The organism is Pseudomonas sp. A0308 (genome assembly GCF_044218815.1).
Classification (GTDB): Bacteria; Pseudomonadota; Gammaproteobacteria; order Pseudomonadales; family Pseudomonadaceae; genus Aquipseudomonas; species Aquipseudomonas iridis.
Map to the genome: position 1 here is coordinate 4583505 of NZ_CP162581.1, position 20330 is coordinate 4603834.

General features: G+C 59.0%; 17 protein-coding genes. 5 read left to right on the forward strand and 12 right to left on the reverse strand.

Annotation, left to right across the window (positions count from 1 at the left end; genetic code table 11):
* Positions 1-340: 340 nt before the first annotated feature.
* The 7 genes from AB4P92_RS21240 to AB4P92_RS21270 form a co-directional block, all read right to left on the reverse strand.
* Entirely contained in the window at positions 341-1849 is a 1509-nt protein-coding gene (locus tag AB4P92_RS21240) for a sensor domain-containing diguanylate cyclase (protein WP_200616137.1), read from the reverse strand.
* A gap of 207 nt (positions 1850-2056) precedes the next feature.
* A complete protein-coding gene (locus tag AB4P92_RS21245; RefSeq protein ID WP_395598092.1) occupies positions 2057-3373 on the reverse strand; it encodes an OprD family porin in 1317 nt (438 codons plus the stop codon).
* Between the two features lie 193 nt (positions 3374-3566).
* Positions 3567-3788, reverse strand: a complete 222-nt coding sequence (locus AB4P92_RS21250; protein WP_042560974.1) for a hypothetical protein — start codon at positions 3786-3788, stop codon at positions 3567-3569.
* Positions 3789-3992: 204 nt separating this feature from the next.
* Positions 3993-5357 carry a heavy metal sensor histidine kinase gene (locus AB4P92_RS21255; RefSeq protein WP_395598093.1) on the reverse strand — a complete coding sequence of 455 codons (1365 nt, stop codon included), beginning with the start codon at positions 5355-5357 and terminating at the stop codon, positions 3993-3995.
* A complete protein-coding gene (locus AB4P92_RS21260; protein WP_007916978.1) occupies positions 5347-6024 on the reverse strand; it encodes a heavy metal response regulator transcription factor in 678 nt (225 codons plus the stop codon). The genes AB4P92_RS21255 and AB4P92_RS21260 overlap by 11 nt, the downstream gene beginning before the upstream one ends.
* A gap of 8 nt (positions 6025-6032) precedes the next feature.
* Positions 6033-9134, reverse strand: a complete 3102-nt coding sequence (locus tag AB4P92_RS21265) for a multidrug efflux RND transporter permease subunit (protein WP_395598094.1) — start codon at positions 9132-9134, stop codon at positions 6033-6035.
* Complete coding sequence (locus AB4P92_RS21270; RefSeq protein ID WP_395598095.1) at positions 9131-10291, reverse strand: efflux RND transporter periplasmic adaptor subunit; 1161 nt, start codon at positions 10289-10291, stop codon at positions 9131-9133. Before AB4P92_RS21270 ends, AB4P92_RS21265 begins: the two co-directional genes overlap by 4 nt.
* A gap of 709 nt (positions 10292-11000) precedes the next feature.
* Here AB4P92_RS21270 and AB4P92_RS21275 point away from each other — a divergent pair.
* Positions 11001-11306, forward strand: a complete 306-nt coding sequence (locus AB4P92_RS21275) for a type 1 fimbrial protein (protein ID WP_115148189.1) — start codon at positions 11001-11003, stop codon at positions 11304-11306.
* A gap of 111 nt (positions 11307-11417) precedes the next feature.
* Positions 11418-11657 (forward strand): hypothetical protein, encoded by a 240-nt coding sequence (locus AB4P92_RS21280; protein WP_047303058.1) that lies wholly within the window; start codon positions 11418-11420, stop codon positions 11655-11657.
* Positions 11658-11864: 207 nt separating this feature from the next.
* On the opposite strand, the gene AB4P92_RS21285 is transcribed toward AB4P92_RS21280, so the two are convergent.
* The 5 genes from AB4P92_RS21285 to norR all read right to left on the reverse strand — a co-directional run bounded on the left by AB4P92_RS21285 (position 11865) and on the right by norR (position 16453).
* Positions 11865-12614, reverse strand: a complete 750-nt coding sequence (locus AB4P92_RS21285) for a YkgJ family cysteine cluster protein (protein ID WP_395598096.1) — start codon at positions 12612-12614, stop codon at positions 11865-11867.
* A gap of 82 nt (positions 12615-12696) precedes the next feature.
* Positions 12697-13023 carry a hypothetical protein gene (locus AB4P92_RS21290; RefSeq protein ID WP_395598097.1) on the reverse strand — a complete coding sequence of 109 codons (327 nt, stop codon included), beginning with the start codon at positions 13021-13023 and terminating at the stop codon, positions 12697-12699.
* Between the two features lie 157 nt (positions 13024-13180).
* On the reverse strand, positions 13181-13663 hold the full coding sequence (locus AB4P92_RS21295; protein WP_395598098.1) for a GNAT family N-acetyltransferase: 483 nt from the start codon (positions 13661-13663) through the stop codon (positions 13181-13183).
* Positions 13664-13666: 3 nt separating this feature from the next.
* Positions 13667-14569, reverse strand: coding sequence for a chemotaxis protein CheV (locus AB4P92_RS21300; RefSeq protein ID WP_042560964.1), 903 nt, complete (start codon positions 14567-14569; stop codon positions 13667-13669).
* Between the two features lie 324 nt (positions 14570-14893).
* Positions 14894-16453 carry a nitric oxide reductase transcriptional regulator NorR gene (norR, locus tag AB4P92_RS21305; RefSeq protein WP_395598099.1) on the reverse strand — a complete coding sequence of 520 codons (1560 nt, stop codon included), beginning with the start codon at positions 16451-16453 and terminating at the stop codon, positions 14894-14896.
* 164 nt (positions 16454-16617) lie between these two features.
* On the opposite strand from norR, the gene hmpA reads away from it, so the two are divergent.
* From hmpA to cyoA, 3 genes are all read left to right on the forward strand, one after another.
* Positions 16618-17799: an NO-inducible flavohemoprotein gene (gene hmpA, locus AB4P92_RS21310; protein WP_261735981.1), complete on the forward strand. Its 1182-nt coding sequence runs from the start codon at positions 16618-16620 to the stop codon at positions 17797-17799.
* 252 nt (positions 17800-18051) lie between these two features.
* On the forward strand, positions 18052-18561 hold the full coding sequence (locus tag AB4P92_RS21315) for a disulfide bond formation protein B (RefSeq protein ID WP_200616104.1): 510 nt from the start codon (positions 18052-18054) through the stop codon (positions 18559-18561).
* 825 nt (positions 18562-19386) lie between these two features.
* Complete coding sequence (cyoA, locus tag AB4P92_RS21320) at positions 19387-20328, forward strand: ubiquinol oxidase subunit II (protein WP_042560960.1); 942 nt, start codon at positions 19387-19389, stop codon at positions 20326-20328.
* The last annotated feature ends 2 nt before the right edge of the window (positions 20329-20330 follow it).

Here is a 20330-nt window from a genome sequence, read left to right on the forward strand (position 1 = left end):
AAAAACCTCTCTAGTTTTTTGAAGGCCATCCTCGGATGGCCTTTTTTTATGCCTGGTGTTTTTGTGTTGCCTGAGCTGACCTCATCGCTGGCAAGCCAGCTCCCACAAGGATTTGTGGTGTGCCGGAAATTTGTGTCTCATCCATAAACCTGTGGGAGCTGGCAAGCCAGCTCCCACAAGGATTTGTGGTGTGCCGGAAATTTGTATCTCATCCATAAACCTGTGGAAGCTGGCAAGCCAGCTCCCACAAGGATTTAAGGTGTGCGGAGATTTGTGTCTCATCCATAAACCTGTGGGAGCTGGCTTGCCAGCGATGGGGCCGGTAAGGGCAAAGCATTAATCAGGCAGCCACCACCACCCGATTGCGCCCGCCTTCCTTGGCCTGATACAACGCCTTGTCCGCCGCGAACAGCAACTGCTCCAGCGTCATCTCGCTCGCCGTCGTCCACGAAGCGATGCCGATACTCACCGTCATCGGCGACTCAGCCCCTGCGACCAACGGCAATTGTTCCACCGCCACCCGAATATGCTCGGCAATCTGCTGCGCGCCCGCACTGTCGGTCTCGGCAAGAATCACCGAAAACTCCTCGCCGCCGTAACGCGCCACCAGGTCCGTCGGTCGTCGCACATTCGCCGTGATCACTTTGGCCAATTCGCGCAATGCCCGATCCCCTGCCTGATGCCCATGCCGGTCGTTGAACGCCTTGAAGTGATCGGCGTCGATCATCATCACCGACAGCGGTTTGCCCGAGCGCTGGGCACGAAACCATTCATGGCGCAGCGACTGATCGAGCATCCGCCGGTTGGCCACCCCGGTGAGCGCATCGGTGGCGGCCAATTGCGCCAGTTCGTGTTCGGCGCGGTGACGCAGGCGCAGTTCACGGACAAGCAGCCAGGTCAGCCAGAGCAGGCCTAGGCACAGCACGCCGGTGGCGCCACTGATCAGTATTGCGGTGCGGCGCCAGGCGGCGAATACCTCGTCGCTGGACAACGCGACGATCACCGTCAGCGGCAGGTTCCCGACCCGCGAATAGGTGTAGAGCCGCTGCTGATAATCCATGCTCGACGTGCTGGTAAAACTGCCGTTGCCACTTCTGTCGTTCAGAATCCGCACCACATTGGGTCGATTGCCGAAACTTTTACCGACGGAGTCGCTTTGCAGGTACGGCTTCTGCGCCAGCAACACGCCATCGTTGTCGATGATGTTCAGTGTGCTGCCATTGCCGATGTCGAGGCTGTTGAATAATTGGTCGAAATAATCGAGCTTCAACGATGCCACGGCCACGCCGACGAACTCGCCGGTGTCCGAGGAAATACGTCGACTGAAGCTGAGGCGCCATTGATTGGCCTCGTCGCAGTCGCAACGGGTCTTGAACGGCCGGCTGATAAACATGCCGACATCGCGGTTGAAAGCATGGGCGAGAAAGTAATCGCGGTCAGCGAAGTTGCCCGGCTTCGGCACGAGCTGCGATGAGTCGGCAACCACATTGCCGAGCTTGTCGAGCAACAGGATATCGCCCTTGAAGCGTGCAGTGGCCGAGCGATCGAACAGCGCCAGATGGCGGATCTGCGGGGTCAGGTCACGCAGGTCATCACGCTGCGACGTGGCGATCAGGCCTTGCAGCGTCAGGTCGTACAACTCGACGGTGCGCAGTACGTCGGCGTCGATCAACTGGGCGATGGTGGCGGCGCTGCGGGTGCCTGACTCCTGAGCGCTGGCGTGCTCACGAATCAACAGGAACGTGACAATGCACACGATCGCGATCACGCTCAGCAGGCTGCCGAAAATCAATAGCCGCTCGGGGCGTCCGGTCTTGCCCGCAACAGGTGGGGTACGGCTCGCGATCATGGTGGGGTTATCGGTTGGGGAGTCTTATAAGCGTAGTAGGACATACACAGCAGCCAAAGCCAGAAACGATTCCCAATGTGGGAGCGAGCCTGCTCGCGAAAGCGATGTGTCATTCAACCGGATGTCGATTGGAAGACCGCTTTCGCGAGCAGGCTCGCTCCCACAGTGTGCATCATTAAATTCTAGACTGTGTTTGTCGCGCCGATCTTAGAAGACGTTGATCGGGTAGTCGACGATCACGCGGTATTCATCGGTGTCCGAATCAATTACGCCATAACCGTTGCCAACGCGATGGGTGGCCCACTGCAGGCGCACCGCCAGGTCTTTCGCCTGACCGCTTTGTACGACGTACTTCAAATCGAGATCGCGTTCCCAATGCTTGGCGTTGCGGCCGTCGGCGCTGTACCAATTGGAATACCCCACGCTACGCGGGTCAGCCTTGGTCAAGTCAACCATCCCCCGCGAGTATGACACTGCCGAGGTCAGACCCGGTACGCCGACACTGGCAAAGTCGTAGGCGTACTTGAGTTTCCACGAACGCTCGTTCGGGCCGTTGAAGTCCGAGTATTGCTGGGAGTTGTCGAGGTAAACGCTGTCGCCCTGGCTGATGTAGTCGAATGGCGTGTTGCCGTTGACCCGTTGGTAAGCGGCGGTGACGCTATGGCTGCCGATGCCGACAGTGAAATGCAGGCTGTAGGTGTTGTTGTCGATGTTGCCGAGCAGCGCATCGCCGGTGTCCTGGGTGTGATAGAAGTGCAGGCCCGGGTTGAGGCTGACCAGGTCATTCAACTGCCAGGTGTAATCCAGGTCGTAGTAATACTGGTTCCAGATGTCCTCGAGCTCGGACGCATACAGGCTGCTGGTCAAGCCTTCGACACCGCTCCAGGCCACACCGGCCCAGTTCAGGTGTCGGCTTTCGTCACCCTCGGCCAGCGTGCCGTACGAAGTGCCGATGCGCTGGTGGGCACTTTGGTTGTAAGGCTTGGTGAAACTGGCCTGGCCACCTTCGATCAACCAGCCATCGAAACTGTGGTTGGTCAGGCTGACGCCACGGAACGTCTGCGGCAGCATGCGCGTGTCGCCGCCGGCAATCACCGGGTTGGTGAGGAACAAGTCACCAGCCTTCAATTCGGTGTCGAACGCACGCATTTTCAAAGTACCGCCGGCTGTCGAAAACGAGCCCGGTGCCTTGCCGTTGCCATCGCTGATCGGCAGGATGCTGGAGCCGTCCGTGCCGCCACCACCGTCGAGTTTCAGCCCGAGCATGGCGTGGGCATCAATGCCGAAACCGACTGTGCCTTGGGTATAGCCCGACTGGAATACCCCGAGAAAACCCTGGCCCCACTCGATGTTGTCGTCCGCCTTCTGCAGGCGGTTGCGATTCATGTAGTAGTTGCGGGCGTTGAGGTTGAGGCTCGAGCCTTCGATAAAACCTTCTGGTGCGGGCTCATCGGCGTGAACGGCGGGGGCAATCGTTGCGGCAATTGCAATGAACAGTGGAGTGAAACGGACTGGGTAACGCACGTGCGGTAAAGCTCCTTGGGTCAACGGCACCTCAATGTTCCGAGGCGCGAAATGTTTCTTGTTGTAAAAGACGCACCAAACAGCTTTCAGACCACAACGAAAAAAGGCCGCTGAAAGGCAGCGGCCTGGAATGACGACGGTTGAACGGGAAGAGCCAAACAACCGCGTCGAGGGAAACGGAGCGATGTGCGACTCAGCTGTCTTTCTCGGAGGCTTGAGCCTGGGTTGCTGCAGCCTGAGGTGTCTGCGTCGCGTCTTTGGCCTTGGCCATCATTTCTGTCTGATGCTGATCGTACGCCTGGGCCCGAGCGCTATTGTGCGCAACGAACGCCTGGGACTCTTCAGCCATCGCCATCGGCGACAGGATCAATGAGGACAAAACGAAAGCGCTGGCAATACCCATACTGTTGGACATCTTGAAAACCTTCTTGCTTGGCAAGTGCTGTTTGGTGCGGGCAAAGATAAGGTTGCCGGGGCTTGGGAAACAGCGTGATTTTCATAAATGACTATTGCGCAGTAGGTAAAAATTGAAGATTGCGGTGAGGCCAAGAGCTATCCCCTCAGCCCAGCCCTCTCCACCAAGGGGGGCGAGGGGGAAAGGGAGCAGATCGGGGGCTTTTCAAACCGGCAAACAAATCCCAAAGGTATTCATCCCCCGATCACTGCGCACAAACACATCCCCGCCATGCATCAGCGCAATCGCTTTCACGATCGCCAGCCCCAGTCCATGGTTATTCCCACTGTTGCTGCGCGAAGCATCCACCCGATAAAAGCGCTCGAACAACCGTGGCAGATGCTCGCTGGCAATCGGCGAACCGGGGTTGGTTACGCCGATGCTGACTAGATGTTCTTCTACCTCAATTCGCACCACGATCACCTGACCCGGCGCGGTGTGTTGCACTGCGTTGCTCAATAGATTGATCAACGCCCGACGCAAATGCGCGACCTCTATCTGCACCTGCGCATCGCCGCTGACCTGCACCTGAACCTGCGCGTCTTCGAGAATGAAATCCAGATACTCCAGCGTGGTTGCCACTTCATCGGCCAACGATGCCGACGTCAGTTTGTTCGCCTTGTTGCCCTGATCCGCACTGGCCAGAAATAACATGTCGTTGATGATCGAACGCAGTCGCTCCAGCTCTTCGAGGTTGGATTGCAGCACTTCGAAGTAATGTTCGGCTGAACGTCCGCGCGTCAATGCCACCTGAGTCTGGCCGATGAGATTGGTCAGCGGCGAACGCAGTTCGTGCGCCACGTCGGCGTTGAACGACTCCAGTCGCGAATAGGCCATTTCGACCCGCTCCAGCGTCGAGTTGAACGAGTCGACGAACTGTTCCAGCTCCGGTGGCAATGGCGACAATCGCAAGCGACCGGCTCGCAGCGGCGGGGTCAGGCGCTGGGCTTCGTGGGACAGTTTGATCAGCGGCTTGAGGCCGATCCGCGCCACCCAATATCCCAGCGCCGAGGCCAGCAGCACGCCGACAATCGCCAGGCTGATCAAGGCGATCAGCAACTGATGCTGGGTCTGGTGAAAGGTCTCGGTATCGATGCCGATCATAAAGCGCAGCGGCGGACGCTGATCCTTGGCCGGCAATTCAGTCAACAGCACTTTCAGTGGATAAGTACGCTCCGGCAGCTGCAAGTCATGCATCCCCAGCGGCCCTTGGGCGAAGGCGCGGATCCGTGAATCCGGCGTACCGTATTCGTAACCCGGATCACCACTCACCACCCAGAAACGAATGCGCTTGTCCTCTTCGCCGAGCAGTTTCAACTTGGCGTTGATCTTCACCCAATGCTCCGGGGTACCGAAGCGATTGAGTGCCGATTCGAGCACGCTGTACCGCGCATCCAGCTCGGCTTCCGGTAACAAGCCCAAACCTTTATCGACCTGCTGATACAGCGCGCCGCCGATCAACAGAAACACCAGCAGCGCCACCAGCGTGAACATGCCGCTCAGGCGCAGGGCGATCGAGTTACTGGACACCACGACTCTCCAGCACATAACCCATGCCACGAATGGTGTGCAGCAGTTTCTCGTCGAACGGCCCGTCGAGCTTGGCGCGCAGGCGTTTGATCGCCACCTCGACAACGTTGGCATCGCTGTCGAAATTGATGTCCCAGACCATTTCGGCGATGGCGGTTTTCGAGAGGATTTCACCCTGGCGGCGGGCGAGGACACTGAGCAACGAGAACTCCTTGGCGGTCAGGTCCAGGCGCGTGCCGGCGCGAGTCGCCTTGCGGCTGATCAGGTCTATCCACAGGTCGGCGATGCTCACCTGCACCGGCTCATGCCCGCCACTGCGCCGGGTCAGCGCTTGCAGACGCGCGACCAGTTCGAGGAAGGAAAACGGTTTGCCAAGGTAATCATCGGCACCGTCGCGCAAGCCCTTGATCCGGTCTTCAACCCGCTCGCGGGCGGTGAGCATGATCACCGGGGTTTGCTTGCGCGCACGCAATGCGCGCAGCACGCCGAAGCCGTCGAGGCCCGGCAACATGACGTCGAGGACGATCACCGCGTAGTCGCTTTCCAGCGCCAGGTGCAGGCCTTCGACGCCGTCGCGGGCCAGGTCCACGGTGTAACCCTGTTCCGTCAGGCCGCGGTGCAGATAGTCCGCGGTTTTTTCCTCGTCTTCGATAATCAGAACGCGCATGACCCGCCTCAGTCTGTGGTCGCCAACGCCGGTACGGGCGCAGGTTTGGGTCTATGGAAAAGTCGCTCAAGCCACAAGTATATGACCGGCGTGGTAAACAGCGTCAGCATCTGGCTGACCAGCAAGCCGCCCACTACCGCGATCCCCAGCGGTTGGCGCAATTCGGCGCCGGTGCCGTAACCGAGCATCAGCGGCAAGGCACCGAGCAGCGCGGCGAGAGTGGTCATGATGATCGGCCGGAAACGCGTGATGCACGCTTCGAAAATCGCGTCCTCTGGTGACATCCCGCGTTGACGTTGGGCTTCGAGGGCGAAGTCGATCATCAGGATGCCGTTCTTCTTCACAATGCCGATCAGCAAGACCAGCCCGATCAGCGCCATGATCGAAAAATCCTGGCCGCAGATCCACAACATCATCACCGCGCCCAAACCCGCTGCCGGCAAGGTCGAAATGATCGTCAGCGGATGCACGAAGCTCTCATAAAGCACACCGAGAATGATGTACACCGCCACCAGCGCCGCGAGAATCAGCCACGGCTGACTGGCCAGCGAGCTCTGGAACGCCTGCGCCGCCCCCTGGAAGTCGCCGCTGATCGCGGTCGGCATGCCGATTTCGGCCTTGGCCTGATTGAGCAGAATCACCGCATCGCCCAGCGCCACGCCGGGCGCCAGGTTGAACGACATGTTGGCGGCCGGAAACATGCCGTCATGGGCAATCGACAGCGGGCCAATGGTCGGTGCATCGAATCTGGCCAGCGCCGACAGCGGCACCATTTCCCCGCTCAGCGGCGAGCGCAGGTAGAAATAGTTGAGGCTTTCGGCCTTGCCGCGCTGCCGGGTGTCCAGCTCCAGAATCACGTTGTACTGGTTGACCTGAGTCTGGAATTCATTGATCTGGCGTTGGCCGAACGCATCGTAGAGCGCCTCGTCGACATCGCTGGCAGTCAGACCGAAACGCGCCGCCGCGCTGCGGTCGATGCTGATGTGAGTGATGCTGCCGCCCAGTTGCAGGTCGTTGGAAATGTCGCGAAACGCCGGGTTGCTGCGCAGTTTTTCGGTCAGGCGCTGGGTCCAGGTGGCGAGGGTCGCGCCGTCGTTGCTCTTGAGTACGTATTGGTACTGCGCGCGACTTGGGCCGGAACTGAGGTTGATGTCCTGGCCGGCACGCAGGTAGAGCACGATGCCGGGGACTTTCATCAGTTGCGGACGAATCCGGTCGATGAACTGGCTGGCGCTGACGTCACGGTCGCCGCGTTTCTTCAGGGCGATCCAGAAGCGCCCGTTGGCGATGGTCTGGTTACTGCCGGAAACACCCACCGAGTGGGAAAACGCCTGCACCGCCGGGTCGGCGGCGACGATTTCGGCCATGGCCAAGTGTTTTTTCACCATGTCGCCGTAGGAAATGTCCGCAGCGGCTTCAGTCGTACCGAGCACGAAGCCAGTGTCCTGCACCGGGAAGAAACCCTTGGGGATAAAGATGTAGCCGGCGATGGCCAATGCGAGGGACAAACCGAACACGCCGATCATCAATTTCTGGTGGGCGAGGGCGCGGCGCAGGCCTTTCTCGTACCAGCCGAGCAAGCGTTCACTAAAGCCCGGTTTCGCGTGGGCGTGATGCACCGGTTTGCGCATGAACAGCGCCGCAAGAGTCGGCGCCAACGTCAGCGAAACCACCACGGAAATCATGATGGTCGAGGTCGCGGTCAGGGCAAACTCCTTGAACAGTCGCCCGACCACACCGCCCATGAACAACAGCGGAATAAACGCCGCCACCAGCGAGAAACTGATCGAGACCACGGTGAAGCCGATCTCGCCTGCGCCTTTGATCGCCGCCTCGCGCATATCGTCGCCGGCCTCCAGGTGCCGGTGAATGTTTTCCACCACCACAATCGCATCGTCGACCACAAATCCCACGGCCACCACGATGGCGACCAGCGTCAGGTTGTTCAAGCTGAAGCCGAGGATATACATCAGCGCGAAACTGGCGATCAGCGACACACCGAGCACTGCCGAGACAATCAACGTCGCCGACAACTGACGCAAAAACAGCGCCATCACCGCCACCACCAGCAGGATCGCGATCAACAAAGTGATCTCGACCTCGTGCAGCGAGGCGCGGATGGTCTGGGTGCGGTCGATCAGTACGTCGACCTGCACAGAGGCCGGCAGCATCGCTTCGAGGCCGGGCAGGGCGGCTTGAATCCGGTCCACGGTCTCGACGATGTTGGCGCCCGGCTGGCGCGAGATCACCAGGTTTACCCCCGGTCGATCACCCGCCCACGCTTGCACATAATCATCTTCCGAACCGTTAACAACGTTGGCGACATCTCTTAGGTGAACCGGGGCGCCATCCTTGTAGGAAACGATGAGTTGGCTGTATTCCTCGGGATGGAATAACTGGTCGTTGGTCGACAGTGTGGAAATACTCGACTCACCGTACAGCGCTCCTTTGGCCAGGTTGAGGCTGGTTTGCTGAATCGCCAGACGAATGTCGGCGAGGGTCAGACCGATGGCCGCGAGTTTATCCGCCGAAGCCTGAACGCGAATCGCCGGACGTTGCTGACCGGTAATGTTGATTTGGCCTACACCGTCGATCTGACTGATCTGACGGGCCAGCAGGGTTTCCACCAGATCGCTGAGTTCGGTGCCAGGCATCTGCGTCGAGCTGACACTCAGGATCAACACAGGGCTGTCGGCGGGGTTGACCTTCCTCCAGGTCGGCAGCGTCGGCATGTCCTTGGGCAGCTTGCCGGCGGCGGTGTTGATCGCCGCCTGAACTTCCTGCGCGGCCGTGTCGATGCTTTTGTCGAGGCTGAACTGCAGGGTCAGCAAGGTTGAGCCCAAGGCACTGCTGGAAGTCATCTGGGTCATGCCGGGAATGGCGCTGAATTGCACCTCCAGCGGCGTGGCCACGGACGAGGCCATGGTGTCGGGGTTGGCGCCGGGCAATTTCGCGGACACCTGAATCGTAGGAAATTCCGCTTCTGGCAGTGGGGCAATTGGCAAACGCGGGAAGGCAATGATGCCGACCAGCACCAGTGCGAGGGTCAGCAAAATGGTCGCCACCGGGTGATCAATGCACCACGTCGAAACCCCTTTGTGCGCCTTCATGGTTTCGGCTCCGCCTGCACTACTTGCGGTGGCTCGGTCATGACTTGCACGGTCGAACCGGGTTTGAGCCGCGACTGGCCATCGGTTACCAGCACGTCACCGGCCTTCACACCTTTGATGATGTCCTGACCGCTGCCCTGATAAACCATCTGCACTTGCACGGCTTCAACCTTGTCGCCGTTCACTCGATAAACGAAGTGTTGGTCGAGACCGCGTTGTACGACGGTGGGTGGCACGACCAGCGCATTTTTGTCGAGGGCCGTCTGAATTTTTACCGTCACCAACAGGCCCGGCCAGAGCTTCTGGCTGGCATTGGCGAATTCGGCTTTGGCGCGGATGGTGCCGGTGTTGGCGTTGATCTGGTTGTCGATCAGGGTCAGGTGACCTTCGCCGAGCAGGTTACCGGTTTCGCCGTCGGTGTCGGCGCCGATGTAAGCCTTGACCTGTGCATGTTGCGGGTCGTTGATCAGGCCTTGCAGGGTCGGCAGCATTTGTTGTGGCAGGGAGAACTCCACGGCAATCGGGTCGATCTGGGTGACGGTGAACAGGCCCTGGGTGTCGGTCATGCGCAGGAAGTTGCCCTCATCGACTGTGCGAATACCGACGCGGCCAGTGACCGGGGAGCGAATCTGCGTGTAGGAAAGTTGTACCTGCGCTGCATCAATCGACGCTTGATTGCCTTGGGCACTGGCCTTCAATTGATTGACCAGAGCCTGTTGCTGGTCGTAGGTCTGCTTGGAAACCCCGTCATCGACGCTGAGCAGTTTGTAGCGTTTGAGGTTGACCTGGGCGACTTGCAGTTGGGCCTGACTCTCGCCGAGTTGGGCGCGGGCCTGGTCGAGGCTGGCGCGGATCGAGCGGTCGTCGATGGTGGCGAGCAAGTCGCCTGCTTTGACCAGTTGACCTTCTTTGACGAGGATTTTGGTGAGGGTACCGTCGATTTGGGGGCGTATGACCACACTGTGCAGGGACAGCACCGAGCCGATGCCGCTGGTGTAGCGGGGGACGTCTTTTTGGCTGACGGCGATCACTCGCACCGGGATGGCGGTAGGGGTGGCGAGTTTGGTAGGGGCAGGTCGGGTTGCAAACCACAGGCCTGCGGCAGCCAGGGCGATCAATAGGGTGGCTAGCAGGGCTTTGTGCTTTTGGATTCGCATGCTTTTTGGGCGCCGAGGTTTGGAGTTTGGGCAGATTGGGTAGGTTATAAACCAGTGTGGGGGTCAGGAGGGTGACGGCTAGCTGTCAGCGCTGTCAGTTTCGTTTTGTGTGCATATCCGTAGCTGTGGTAACGGCCCCTTAGGGTTCCGCCCTTACGGCGGGTCACTTTTGGCAAACGCCCCAAAAGTAACCAAAAGGTCTGTGCCCTGGCGTTCGGCCCCTCGCTGAGGCTCGGGGTCCCTTCGTTCCGGGATTGATTCGGGGGCATCGCTTCCGGTTTGCTTCGCTGCACCTCCTTTCGATGTGTTTGGCTTCGCCAAACGGTCGCTGCGCTCCCACCCCCGGATCATTCCCTCCACTCAGCCTGCCGACGGGCTCTGAGATCAAGATCAAGATCAAGAGCTTTACTCGAGCTAACGCTCATTGTTGAGTTGGGCGGCATTCGCCGCGTGCGGGGTGTACTTGTCTCCTCTGTAGGAGCTGCCGCAGGCTGCGATCTTTTGATCTGGCTTTTGCTTTCTGTGAGAGCTGGCTTGCCTGCGATGGCGGCCTGCCAGCCGACCAATGTCTTGCAGACTGCATGCGAACCCATTGTAGGAGCGAGTCTGCACCGCGCCATCTACGCTTCTAAAGATCCGCTCCCGCCAGCGGATACAAGTTGTATACCCCAGCCATTATCGTTGCGGGTCTCTTCGGGAGTGTCTTGCAATGAACCTCAAAACTGTCATCTCCAGCGTGCTTGTTTTACTTCCGCTAACGGTCTGCGCCGCGCCTCAGCCCCTCTCGGGCGAGATCCGCTTCACCGGGCAAATCGTCGATTCCGGATGTGAAGTCGGGCGAGTGGGTGCGCTGGTGACCAGCGAATCCCGGCAGATCGAACTCAAGCCAGGGGTGAAGGTTGATGTAGACACTTACCGCAACGCTTGCAGCCGTGGGGCGTTGCCGTTTTCCATGACCTATGAGTCGCTGAAAACCTCCACCGACAATGGCATCGTGACCATCAATTACCTGTAAGCCGTTCGGCGTGCGGTGCAAATCTTCAGGTGCCGAGCCACGGCGCGCAGGTATACTGCGGCCCTTCGCGGCTCACTTACCGGGCGCGACTTTTTGTTTTGCGGAGCTTTCATGACTTCCCCGATCCAACCGCCGGTTGACGACGCTGTGAGCGATGTCCCGGCCGATATGGCCGACGCCAGCGATTCCAAAGCCGAGATCCCGGCATTCAAGTTCCCGTTCAAACCGGGCGAACTGGCAGGTGCCAAAGGCTCTAACCAGCCGTGGTACAAGAATGGCGCCAAGAACGGCCATACCAAGAGCCCAGGCATGGCGCCGCCGGGCACCCGTCGTTCGATGGGCAAGCGCTGACTTTTCCTTCGGGGAATTGCATTTGGTTGCGCGGGTTTTTGAGGGGCGGCGACAGATTTGGGATTGTGGTCGCCTTCACTGGCCCCATCGCTGACAAGCCAGCTCCGACAGGTTTTCCGGTTGTTCACTTAGTTGATGTACGACGCAAGACCCTGTGGGAGCTGGCTTGCCAGCGATGGGGCCCGAACAGCCACTCGAGTATCTGTATCAAGCCGCACGCAACGAAATAAACGCATAGGTCAGCGCCGGCTCCGTCACCACCAGCGCCCCCGCCGCCCGCACTTGCCCGGCCACATCATCCCCGGACAAATGAAACAGCCATTCACTGGCCACTTCACCCAGTGGCTGCGCGTTCACCTGGTCAATTACCTTCGCAAAAGCGTCCATATTCGGCAAATACGCGGTAAACCCGTCGCCCTTGAGCGCCGTGGTCCGGATGCCCAGCGCAGCGCAGATGGCATCCTTTGTCCGAATGTCATCACGATCAGCCTGACGCGAACGCTGAATCAGCTCGATCAGTTCCTGATCGACCAGTTCGCCACCGACGATCAACAGCGGCCCCTGTTCCCACGACTCTGGCGGGCAATCCTTGGCGGCAGGGTTGAGCGGAATGTGCGGATTGATCTCCGCCGGATAAATCCGACACACCAACGGTCGACGTTCGTAGATGCGGCACAGCTTGTCATCGTCAAGATTCCGACAAGGTCCGACATTGTACGCGGCGAAAGTGATGGCCACGTGCACCGCCGATTCACCGCTGCGCACCGCGACCGAACGCCGTTCGGCATGTTCACGCTGCTGCGCCGGCAAGCCCAGACCGTTGCCGAGAAAAGCCTCTACCAGCACGATCACCTGACCACCGTCGGCCGCCCACATGCGGGCTTCGGCGAGGGTCAGGGGGACATGGTGGTCGGTGCAGCACTTGCCGCAGCCTACGCAGGAAAACGTCGTATTCATTGAACGATCAATCTTCAATCAGGTGTGAATCAGCGACGTAAAGCCGCCATGGGATCACCGATCGAAGCAAGTTATGCGCCATTCATTGGGTTTTGGCAGTCGGGCGGATCGAGTCCCATTCGGTGACGAATGCGGTTTTCGATTTTTTGTTGTACAGGCACAGCTCGGTGCCTTGTTGGCCTTTCATGTGTTTTTGCGGGTATTGGCCTTGCAGCAGCACGGCGGTGTAGCCGACGCGGTCGTCGAATTGCGCGGCATTGCCGACTGGTTTGGCGTTCTTCAAACCGCTGGCTTTGGTGCAACTGGCGAGCACGGTTTTGTCGTAGGCGGCCCAGGCGTCAGGGCTGGACGCGTGGGCGTTGGAGACGAGGGCGGTGAGGCAGAGCAAGCTTGCGGTGAAGGTTTTCATGGTTGGGGCATCCTTGGATTGAGTGGCCAAGGGTTGGAGTATGCCTAAAGACTATTGTTGCTTGGGCCAACGTTAAAAGATCGCAGCCTTCGGCAGCTCCTACATGGAAATGCGATATCTGTAGGAGCTGCCGAAGGCTGCGATCTTTTGATTTTCTTCAGGTCGGTACGATTTCCCGGCGGACTACGTACATTCCGGCACTTTCATACAATCGCTGTGCCCGCAGGTTGTCTTCCAACACTTTCAAATCGACAAACCCTTCGCGCCGTTGCTGAAAAACCTTGAATGCATTCAACAGCAATGCCCGGCCCAATCCTCGACCCTGGGCGCGCGGATGCACCACCAGATTCTTGATGTACGCACTCGTCCAGCACTGCACCACACCAACGACACCCTCGGCATCAATGGCAATGAAACACAGAGCCGGGTCATATTCCGGATCGCGTTCAAACCGTTGCTGCCAAACCTCCAGCGCCGGCACCCGGCCGCCACCTTCGTGGTGACCGAGTTGCATCAAGTCATGCACGGCGCCAGCCAGTTCCGGGCGATAGGTGCTGATTTCAATGCCCCTCGGCCACAAGACATCCGGAACGTCTGCACTCAGATCGCGCCGCAGCAAAAAGCAGTAAATCTCGCCCAAGAGTCAATAACCGTTGGCCGCGACGTGTTTGGCCGCTTCGATCAGACGTTGGGTCAGCTCCGGCGAGGAGAACTTCGTCAGCACTGCGTTGGCCCCGGCCAGTCGTGCCTTTTCGCTGTTCATCGCGCTGTCGAGCGAGGTGTGCAGCAGCACGTAGAGATGGGCGAAATCCGGGGTCTCGCGCAGGGTGCGGGTGAAGGCGTAGCCGTCCATCTCGGACATTTCGATGTCGGAGACGATCAGGTTGATCTGCTGGGCGGTGCCCTGCAAATCGAGCAGGCAGTCGATGGCTTCCTTCGCGCTGCGTGCGGTGTGGCATTGCAGGCCGAGATTGCGCAGGGTGTGCACCGATTGTTGCAGCGCCACCTGACTGTCGTCGACCACCAGAATCCGCGCGTTGCCGAGGACGTCGGCGTCTTCCATGGTCAGGTCGGTCGGGGCCATTTCGATTTGCGCCGGAGCGATGCTGTGGATGACTTTTTCGATGTCCAGCACCTGCACCAGCGTGCCGTCCACCGAGGTCACACCCGTGATGTAGGCGCGCGGTCCGCCGGAGCCGAATGGCGGTGGTTTGATGTCGGTGGTCAGGCAGTGGACGATTTTGCTCACCGCTTGAACGTGCAGGCCCTGTTTGGAGCGGCTGACGTCAGTGACGATCAGACAGCCACCGTTGGGGTCTTCCAGCGGTCGCTCGCCGATCGCGCGGCTGAGGTCGATGACCGACAGCGCGGCGCCGCGCAGGGTGGCGATGCCTTTGACGTGCGGATGCGACTCCGGCAGCTTGGTCAGCGGCGGGCAGGGAATGATTTCACTGACTTTCAGCAGGTTGATCGCCATCAGCTTGCCGCTGCGCAAAGTAAACAGCAGAAGCGAAAGTGAATCTGCGCGGGCTTTGTTGGAAGACATAAAAACCTTCTGTGGAAAAAGGTGATGGGCGAGGGTGGAAATCGCCAGAAACTATTGATGCCGGGTTATCGGCGCTAATGGGGTGGGCTTTAGGTCAGTTGTCGGGTGGCGTTGCGTTCCAAAGCCAAAGCCAAAGCCAAAGCCCCTCACCCCAGCCCTCTCCCCGAGGGAGAGGGGGCCGACCGAGGTGTCTTGCGCAATACATCGACCTGAAAGAACGAGTCGATTATGGATTCGACACTGCACATTCACGTCGGCGCAGCTCTCCAACATCCCCCTATCAGTCCCCTCTCCCTCCGGGAGAGGGTTAGGGTGAGGGGGCTTTTAGCTTTTCATGCCCAACCGCTTGGCCATCCGTCCCAGATTCGCCCGATCAAGCCCCAACTCCCGCGCCGCACTCGCCCAATTATCCTGATGACGTTCCAGCGCCGCAGTGATCAATTGCCGCTGGTACGCCTCGGTAGCACTGCGCAAATCCCCGCTGATCAATGGCGCCGACGCCACAACCGCAGCAAGTGGCTCAGGCAAGTTATCCACAACCTCACGCGGCAAATCGAGATCCGCCGCACTCAAACTGAGAATCTTCGGCCGCACCTTGCAGTTGCCCAAGGCCTTCAACGCGCTGCGCCCGATCAAGTGTTCCAGTTCGCGCACGTTGCCTGGCCAAGTGTAGGCGAGGAGGGCTTCCTGGGCGTCACTGTTCAGTCGCAGGCTATTAAGGCCCATGCGCGAACGGTTCTGTTCGAGGAAGAAGCCGCTGAGCAGCAACACATCACGTCCACGATCACGCAAGGCCGGCACCCGTAGCGGGTAAACGCTCAGGCGGTGGTAAAAGTCGGCACGGTAGCGACCGCTGCGCACTTCTTCGGCCAGATTGCGGTTGGTCGCAGCGATCAGGCGCACGTCGACCTGATGCTCCTTGTCCGAGCCTAAACGTTGTAACTGGCCGCTCTGCAGCACGCGCAACAGTTTGGCCTGAACGGTCAGCGACAATTCGCCCACCTCATCGAGAAACAGCGTGCCGCCATTGGCCAGTTCAAATTTGCCGCGGCGGTCGCTGGTAGCGCCGGTGAAGGCGCCGCGTACGTGGCCGAACAACTCGCTTTCCACCAACGTGTCGGGCAGTGCCGCGCAGTTGAGGCTGATGATCGGTTTGTCGGCGCGGGCTGAGGCAGCGTGGATCGCCTGAGCTACCAACTCCTTGCCAACCCCGGTTTCGCCGGTGATCAACACGGTCAGGTCGCTACCGCCGACCAGGTTGATCTCTTCCACGAGGCGCTTGTGCGTCTTGCTCTGGCCGATCATTTCGCGGTTCTGCTGACCGCTGGCCTGCCGGTAAATCTCGGCGCGCTGGTGCTCGTCTTCGACCCGGATCGCCAGACGCTCGATGCGTTCGGCGGCATTGACTGTGGCCGAGGCAAGGCTGGCGAAGGCTTGCAATACGTCCAGTTCGATCGGCTCGAAGCGTTCCGGATCGAGCGCGTCGAGGGTGATCAGGCCCCAGAGTTTTTCATCGACAAACAGCGGACAGCCGAGGCAGTCGTGAACTTCCAGGTGGTCGTCGAGGCCGTCGATCAAACCGTCGTAAGGGTCGGGCAAGTCGCTGTCGGCGGCAAACCGGGTCGGCCCGGACCCTGCCAGCAACACCTCAAAGCGCGGGTGCTCACTAACCTTGAAGCGGCGGCCGAGGGTGTCCGTACTCAAGCCATCCACCGCCAGTGGCACCAGCGATTCGCCGTCGAGGCGCAACAACGCGGCGGCATCGCAGGGCAGCAGGGCGCGCATGGCTTCAAGCAGTCGACGATAACGCTCACCCTCCGGCAATTCGCGGGAGAGGTCGGAGACCAGCGGCAGTAGAGCGGTCAGCAAGGATTTGGCGATCATGGTTGTGTAGTCAAAGAGACAAGATGTAGTCGGAGTGACTATAAAGAGCGTTGGGTCGAATTGACTACATATTTTTTAACATACTGATTTATATGGATAAATAAGTTGGCACGGTAACTGATAACTCTAGGGTAACTTTTCCAGAAAGCTCAGGAGTCACCCTTATGCTTAGCGTCCAGGATCGTGCCATCGTCAAATCCACCGTGCCTTTGCTGGAAAGCGGCGGTGAGGCGCTGATCACGCACTTCTACCGCATGATGCTCTCCGAATACCCGCAAGTGCGCCCATTGTTCAACCAGGCGCATCAAGCCAGCGGCGACCAGCCGCGTGCGTTGGCCAACGGTGTGTTGATGTACGCCCGGCACATTGATCAGCTCGACCAGTTGGGCGATCTGGTGGCGAAGATCATCAACAAGCACGTCGCCTTGCAGATCCTGCCGGAGCACTACCCGATTGTCGGTGCCTGCCTGTTGCGCGCCATCTCTGAAGTGCTCGGCGAAGAGATCGCCACGCCAGAAGTGATGAGCGCCTGGGGCGCGGCGTACGGTCAACTCGCCGACATCCTGATCGGCGCCGAAACCGCCATCTATGACCAGAAAGAGCAAGCCGTTGGTGGCTGGCGCGGGGCGCGCGAATTCATCGTTGCGGCCAAGGTGGAAGAGAGCGCGGAAATCACTTCCTTCTACTTTGAGCCTGCGGACAAAGGCCCGATTCTGGCGGCCGAGCCGGGTCAGTACATCGGCATGAAGCTGGTGCTGGATGGCGAAGAAATCCGCCGCAACTATTCGCTGTCGGCGCTGGCGAATAAAGGTCAGTACCGCATTAGCGTCAAACGCGAACCGGGTGGCCGTGCGTCCAATCACTTGCACGATCAGTTGCATGTCGGCGCGAGCATTCAGCTGTTTCCACCATCGGGTGAGTTCACCCTGGCTGCCAGCGACAAACCACTGGTGTTGATCAGCGGCGGCGTTGGCATCACCCCGACGTTGGCGATGCTCGAGGCGGCGCTGGAAACCGAGCGCCCGGTGCACTTCATCCACTGCGCGCGCAATGGCAGTGTGCATGCGTTCCGCGACTGGATCGACGGCCTGGCTGCGCGTCATCCGCAACTCAAGCGTTTCTATTGCTACGCCGAAGACGACGGCGTGAGCCCGGCAGCGGACAAGGTCGGGATACTGAGCCAGGAGTTGCTCGCTCAATGGCTGCCGGAGCAGCGCGATGTCGACGCCTACTTCCTTGGGCCGAAAGGTTTCATGAGCGCGATCAAGCGGCATCTGAAAGCGCTGGGTGTACCGGAGAAACAGAGCCGGTATGAGTTCTTCGGGCCGGCTGCTGCCTTGGAATAAATAGTCGAGACCGAGTAGTCCGTATCGCGGGCAAGCCCGCTTCCACAGGTTTTATGGCGTACGCAAAATTCATGTACGACGCTGGACCTGTGGGAGCGGGCTTGCCCGTGATGGCCGTTACACGGTTCCGTTCTGAAAAATCCCTTTGAATTAATGGTTCCTTAACCGCTTTATCGTTTATTTCCCCGGTGTAGACTTGCGACAACTTTCAGTCGCCAGACGGCTGAACCATGGACATATAAGGGAAACGCGATGAGCGAGGAAACAATTCGATTGGGACGTGAGCGGCGCTTTCTGGTGCTGCTGGGCATCATCTGCCTGGCGTTGATCGGTGGCGCGCTGTACATGCAGATCGTGCTCGGCGAGGCGCCGTGCCCACTTTGCATCCTGCAGCGTTATGCGTTGCTGCTGATCGCGCTGTTCGCCTTTATCGGTGCAGCCACGCGCACCCGGCGCAGCATCACCGTATTCGAAGTACTGGTGGTGATCTGTGCGATTGCCGGGGCGGCAGTCGCCGGGCATCACGTGTACACCCAGTTCTATCCGGCGATCAGCTGTGGCATCGATGTGTTGCAGCCTATTGTTGATGATCTGCCGCTGGCGAAGATCTTCCCGCTGGGCTTCCAGGTCGACGGATTCTGCTCGACGCCGTACCCGCCGATCCTCGGTCTGTCGCTGGCGCAATGGGCGCTGGTAGCGTTCGTACTGGTGGTGATCCTGGTTCCGCTGCTGGCCTCGCGTAATCGAAAAACACTGCGCTGAGTCAACTATTGCGCGTTGTTGCCGATACAGAAAACGCCCCGATTTGCGGTTCAGCAGATCGGGGCGTTTTGCATTTCAGAGTGTTTGTGAAAACACCGTGACGAACGGCAAGGAAGGGTGTGGCAGGTGTGCGACATGTTGTCACACAGGCGGTGTCGCAAGCCGATCCACCTACCCGGATTGGCGCACTGTTACAAAAAAGGATTGGTCTGTTTGGGTGTTTTCGGGCTTTTGAACGCGTGTGCCACATCAGGCAGTTTTAACAAGCGCGGGCAAATGGCCAGAAGCCTTGGGGTATCGGGCTTTGCGCCGATCCAGCCCTCGGAAAAAGCCTTCAGAGCTGTCTGAACTGAGGCGGATACACCTACAAATTTTGGCGTTTTTGTTGAGAATCTATTTCGATAACATGCGGCACTTTTGCAAAAATTGCGATGGATTGTTGCTTGAACGGATAAAAATTATTTCGGGATAAGACATGGTGTATAGGGCGCTACCTATCTACAATCGCCCGCACTGAATTCCCGGCGCTGTTCAGCCTTTATTAAGGAGGCGAGCAGGAAGTCGGGTGTCGAGCAGGCTGTGAGGCTTTCAAGACACCCAGGTGTCGGTGCCTTCCAACTTTCCGCACCAAATGGAATTGGTCTGTAACAAGGCCTTTGACCACGAATTCGAATAAGAACTTACCGCTGTCCCAGGTTTTGTCGAGCGTCTGACGCGCGACGGGCGGCCCTTATTCAATCCAAAGAAAATGCCAACCCTTGGCAGGGTGAAGTGTTGGCGATCAAAACCCAACTGCATTGCGCAAGCTGCTTTAGAGGTCGTGAGATGAGTAAAAACAGGTACCCCAGATTACTAGGCCTAGTGCCGCTGCTCGGCACGTTGTTGCTGGGAGGCTGCAACATGACCCTGCTCAATCCAACGGGCCAGGTCGGCCTGGAACAGCGCAACCTGATCATCACCGCGACCCTGCTGATGCTGTTGGTCGTTGTGCCGGTTATCGTCATGACCTTCCTGTTCGCCTGGAAGTATCGCGCCTCCAACAAAGACGCCATCTACACGCCGAAATGGTCGCACTCGACCAAGATCGAAGTGGCCGTCTGGACCATTCCGGTTCTGATCATCATCGCGCTGGGTTACATCACCTACATTTCGACCCACGAACTGGACCCGTATCGTCCAATCGAATCCGACGTCAAGCCGATCACCATCGAAGTGGTTGCGCTGGACTGGAAGTGGCTGTTCATCTACCCGGAACAAGGCATTGCCACGGTCAACAAGATCGTGTTCCCGGCGCACACGCCAATCAACTTCCGGATCACCTCCGACGCCGTGATGAACTCGTTCTTCATCCCGGGCCTGGGCGGCCAGATCTACGCGATGGCGGGCATGCAGACCAAACTGCACCTGATCGCTGACCGCAACGCTGAAATGGACGGTATCTCCGCCAACTACAGCGGCGCAGGTTTCACCGGCATGAAGTTCAAAGCCATCTCGACGACTCAGGAAGATTTCGACGCCTGGGTAAGTGAAGTCAAGAAGTCACCTAAACAGCTTGATCAAGCTGAATACGCAGCCCTTGCCAAACCGAGCCAGAACAACCCAGTCGAGCTCTACTCCTCGGTCACGCCGAACCAGTTCCAGATCATCGTCGACAAGTACGAAGGTATGAAGCCGGGCAAGCCGCTGAAGCACGAGAAGAAAGAGAAAGAAGTGGCGGCCACGGAAATTGACTCGAGTTCGCATTCAGCTGCCGGGGCAGAGGAGTAAAC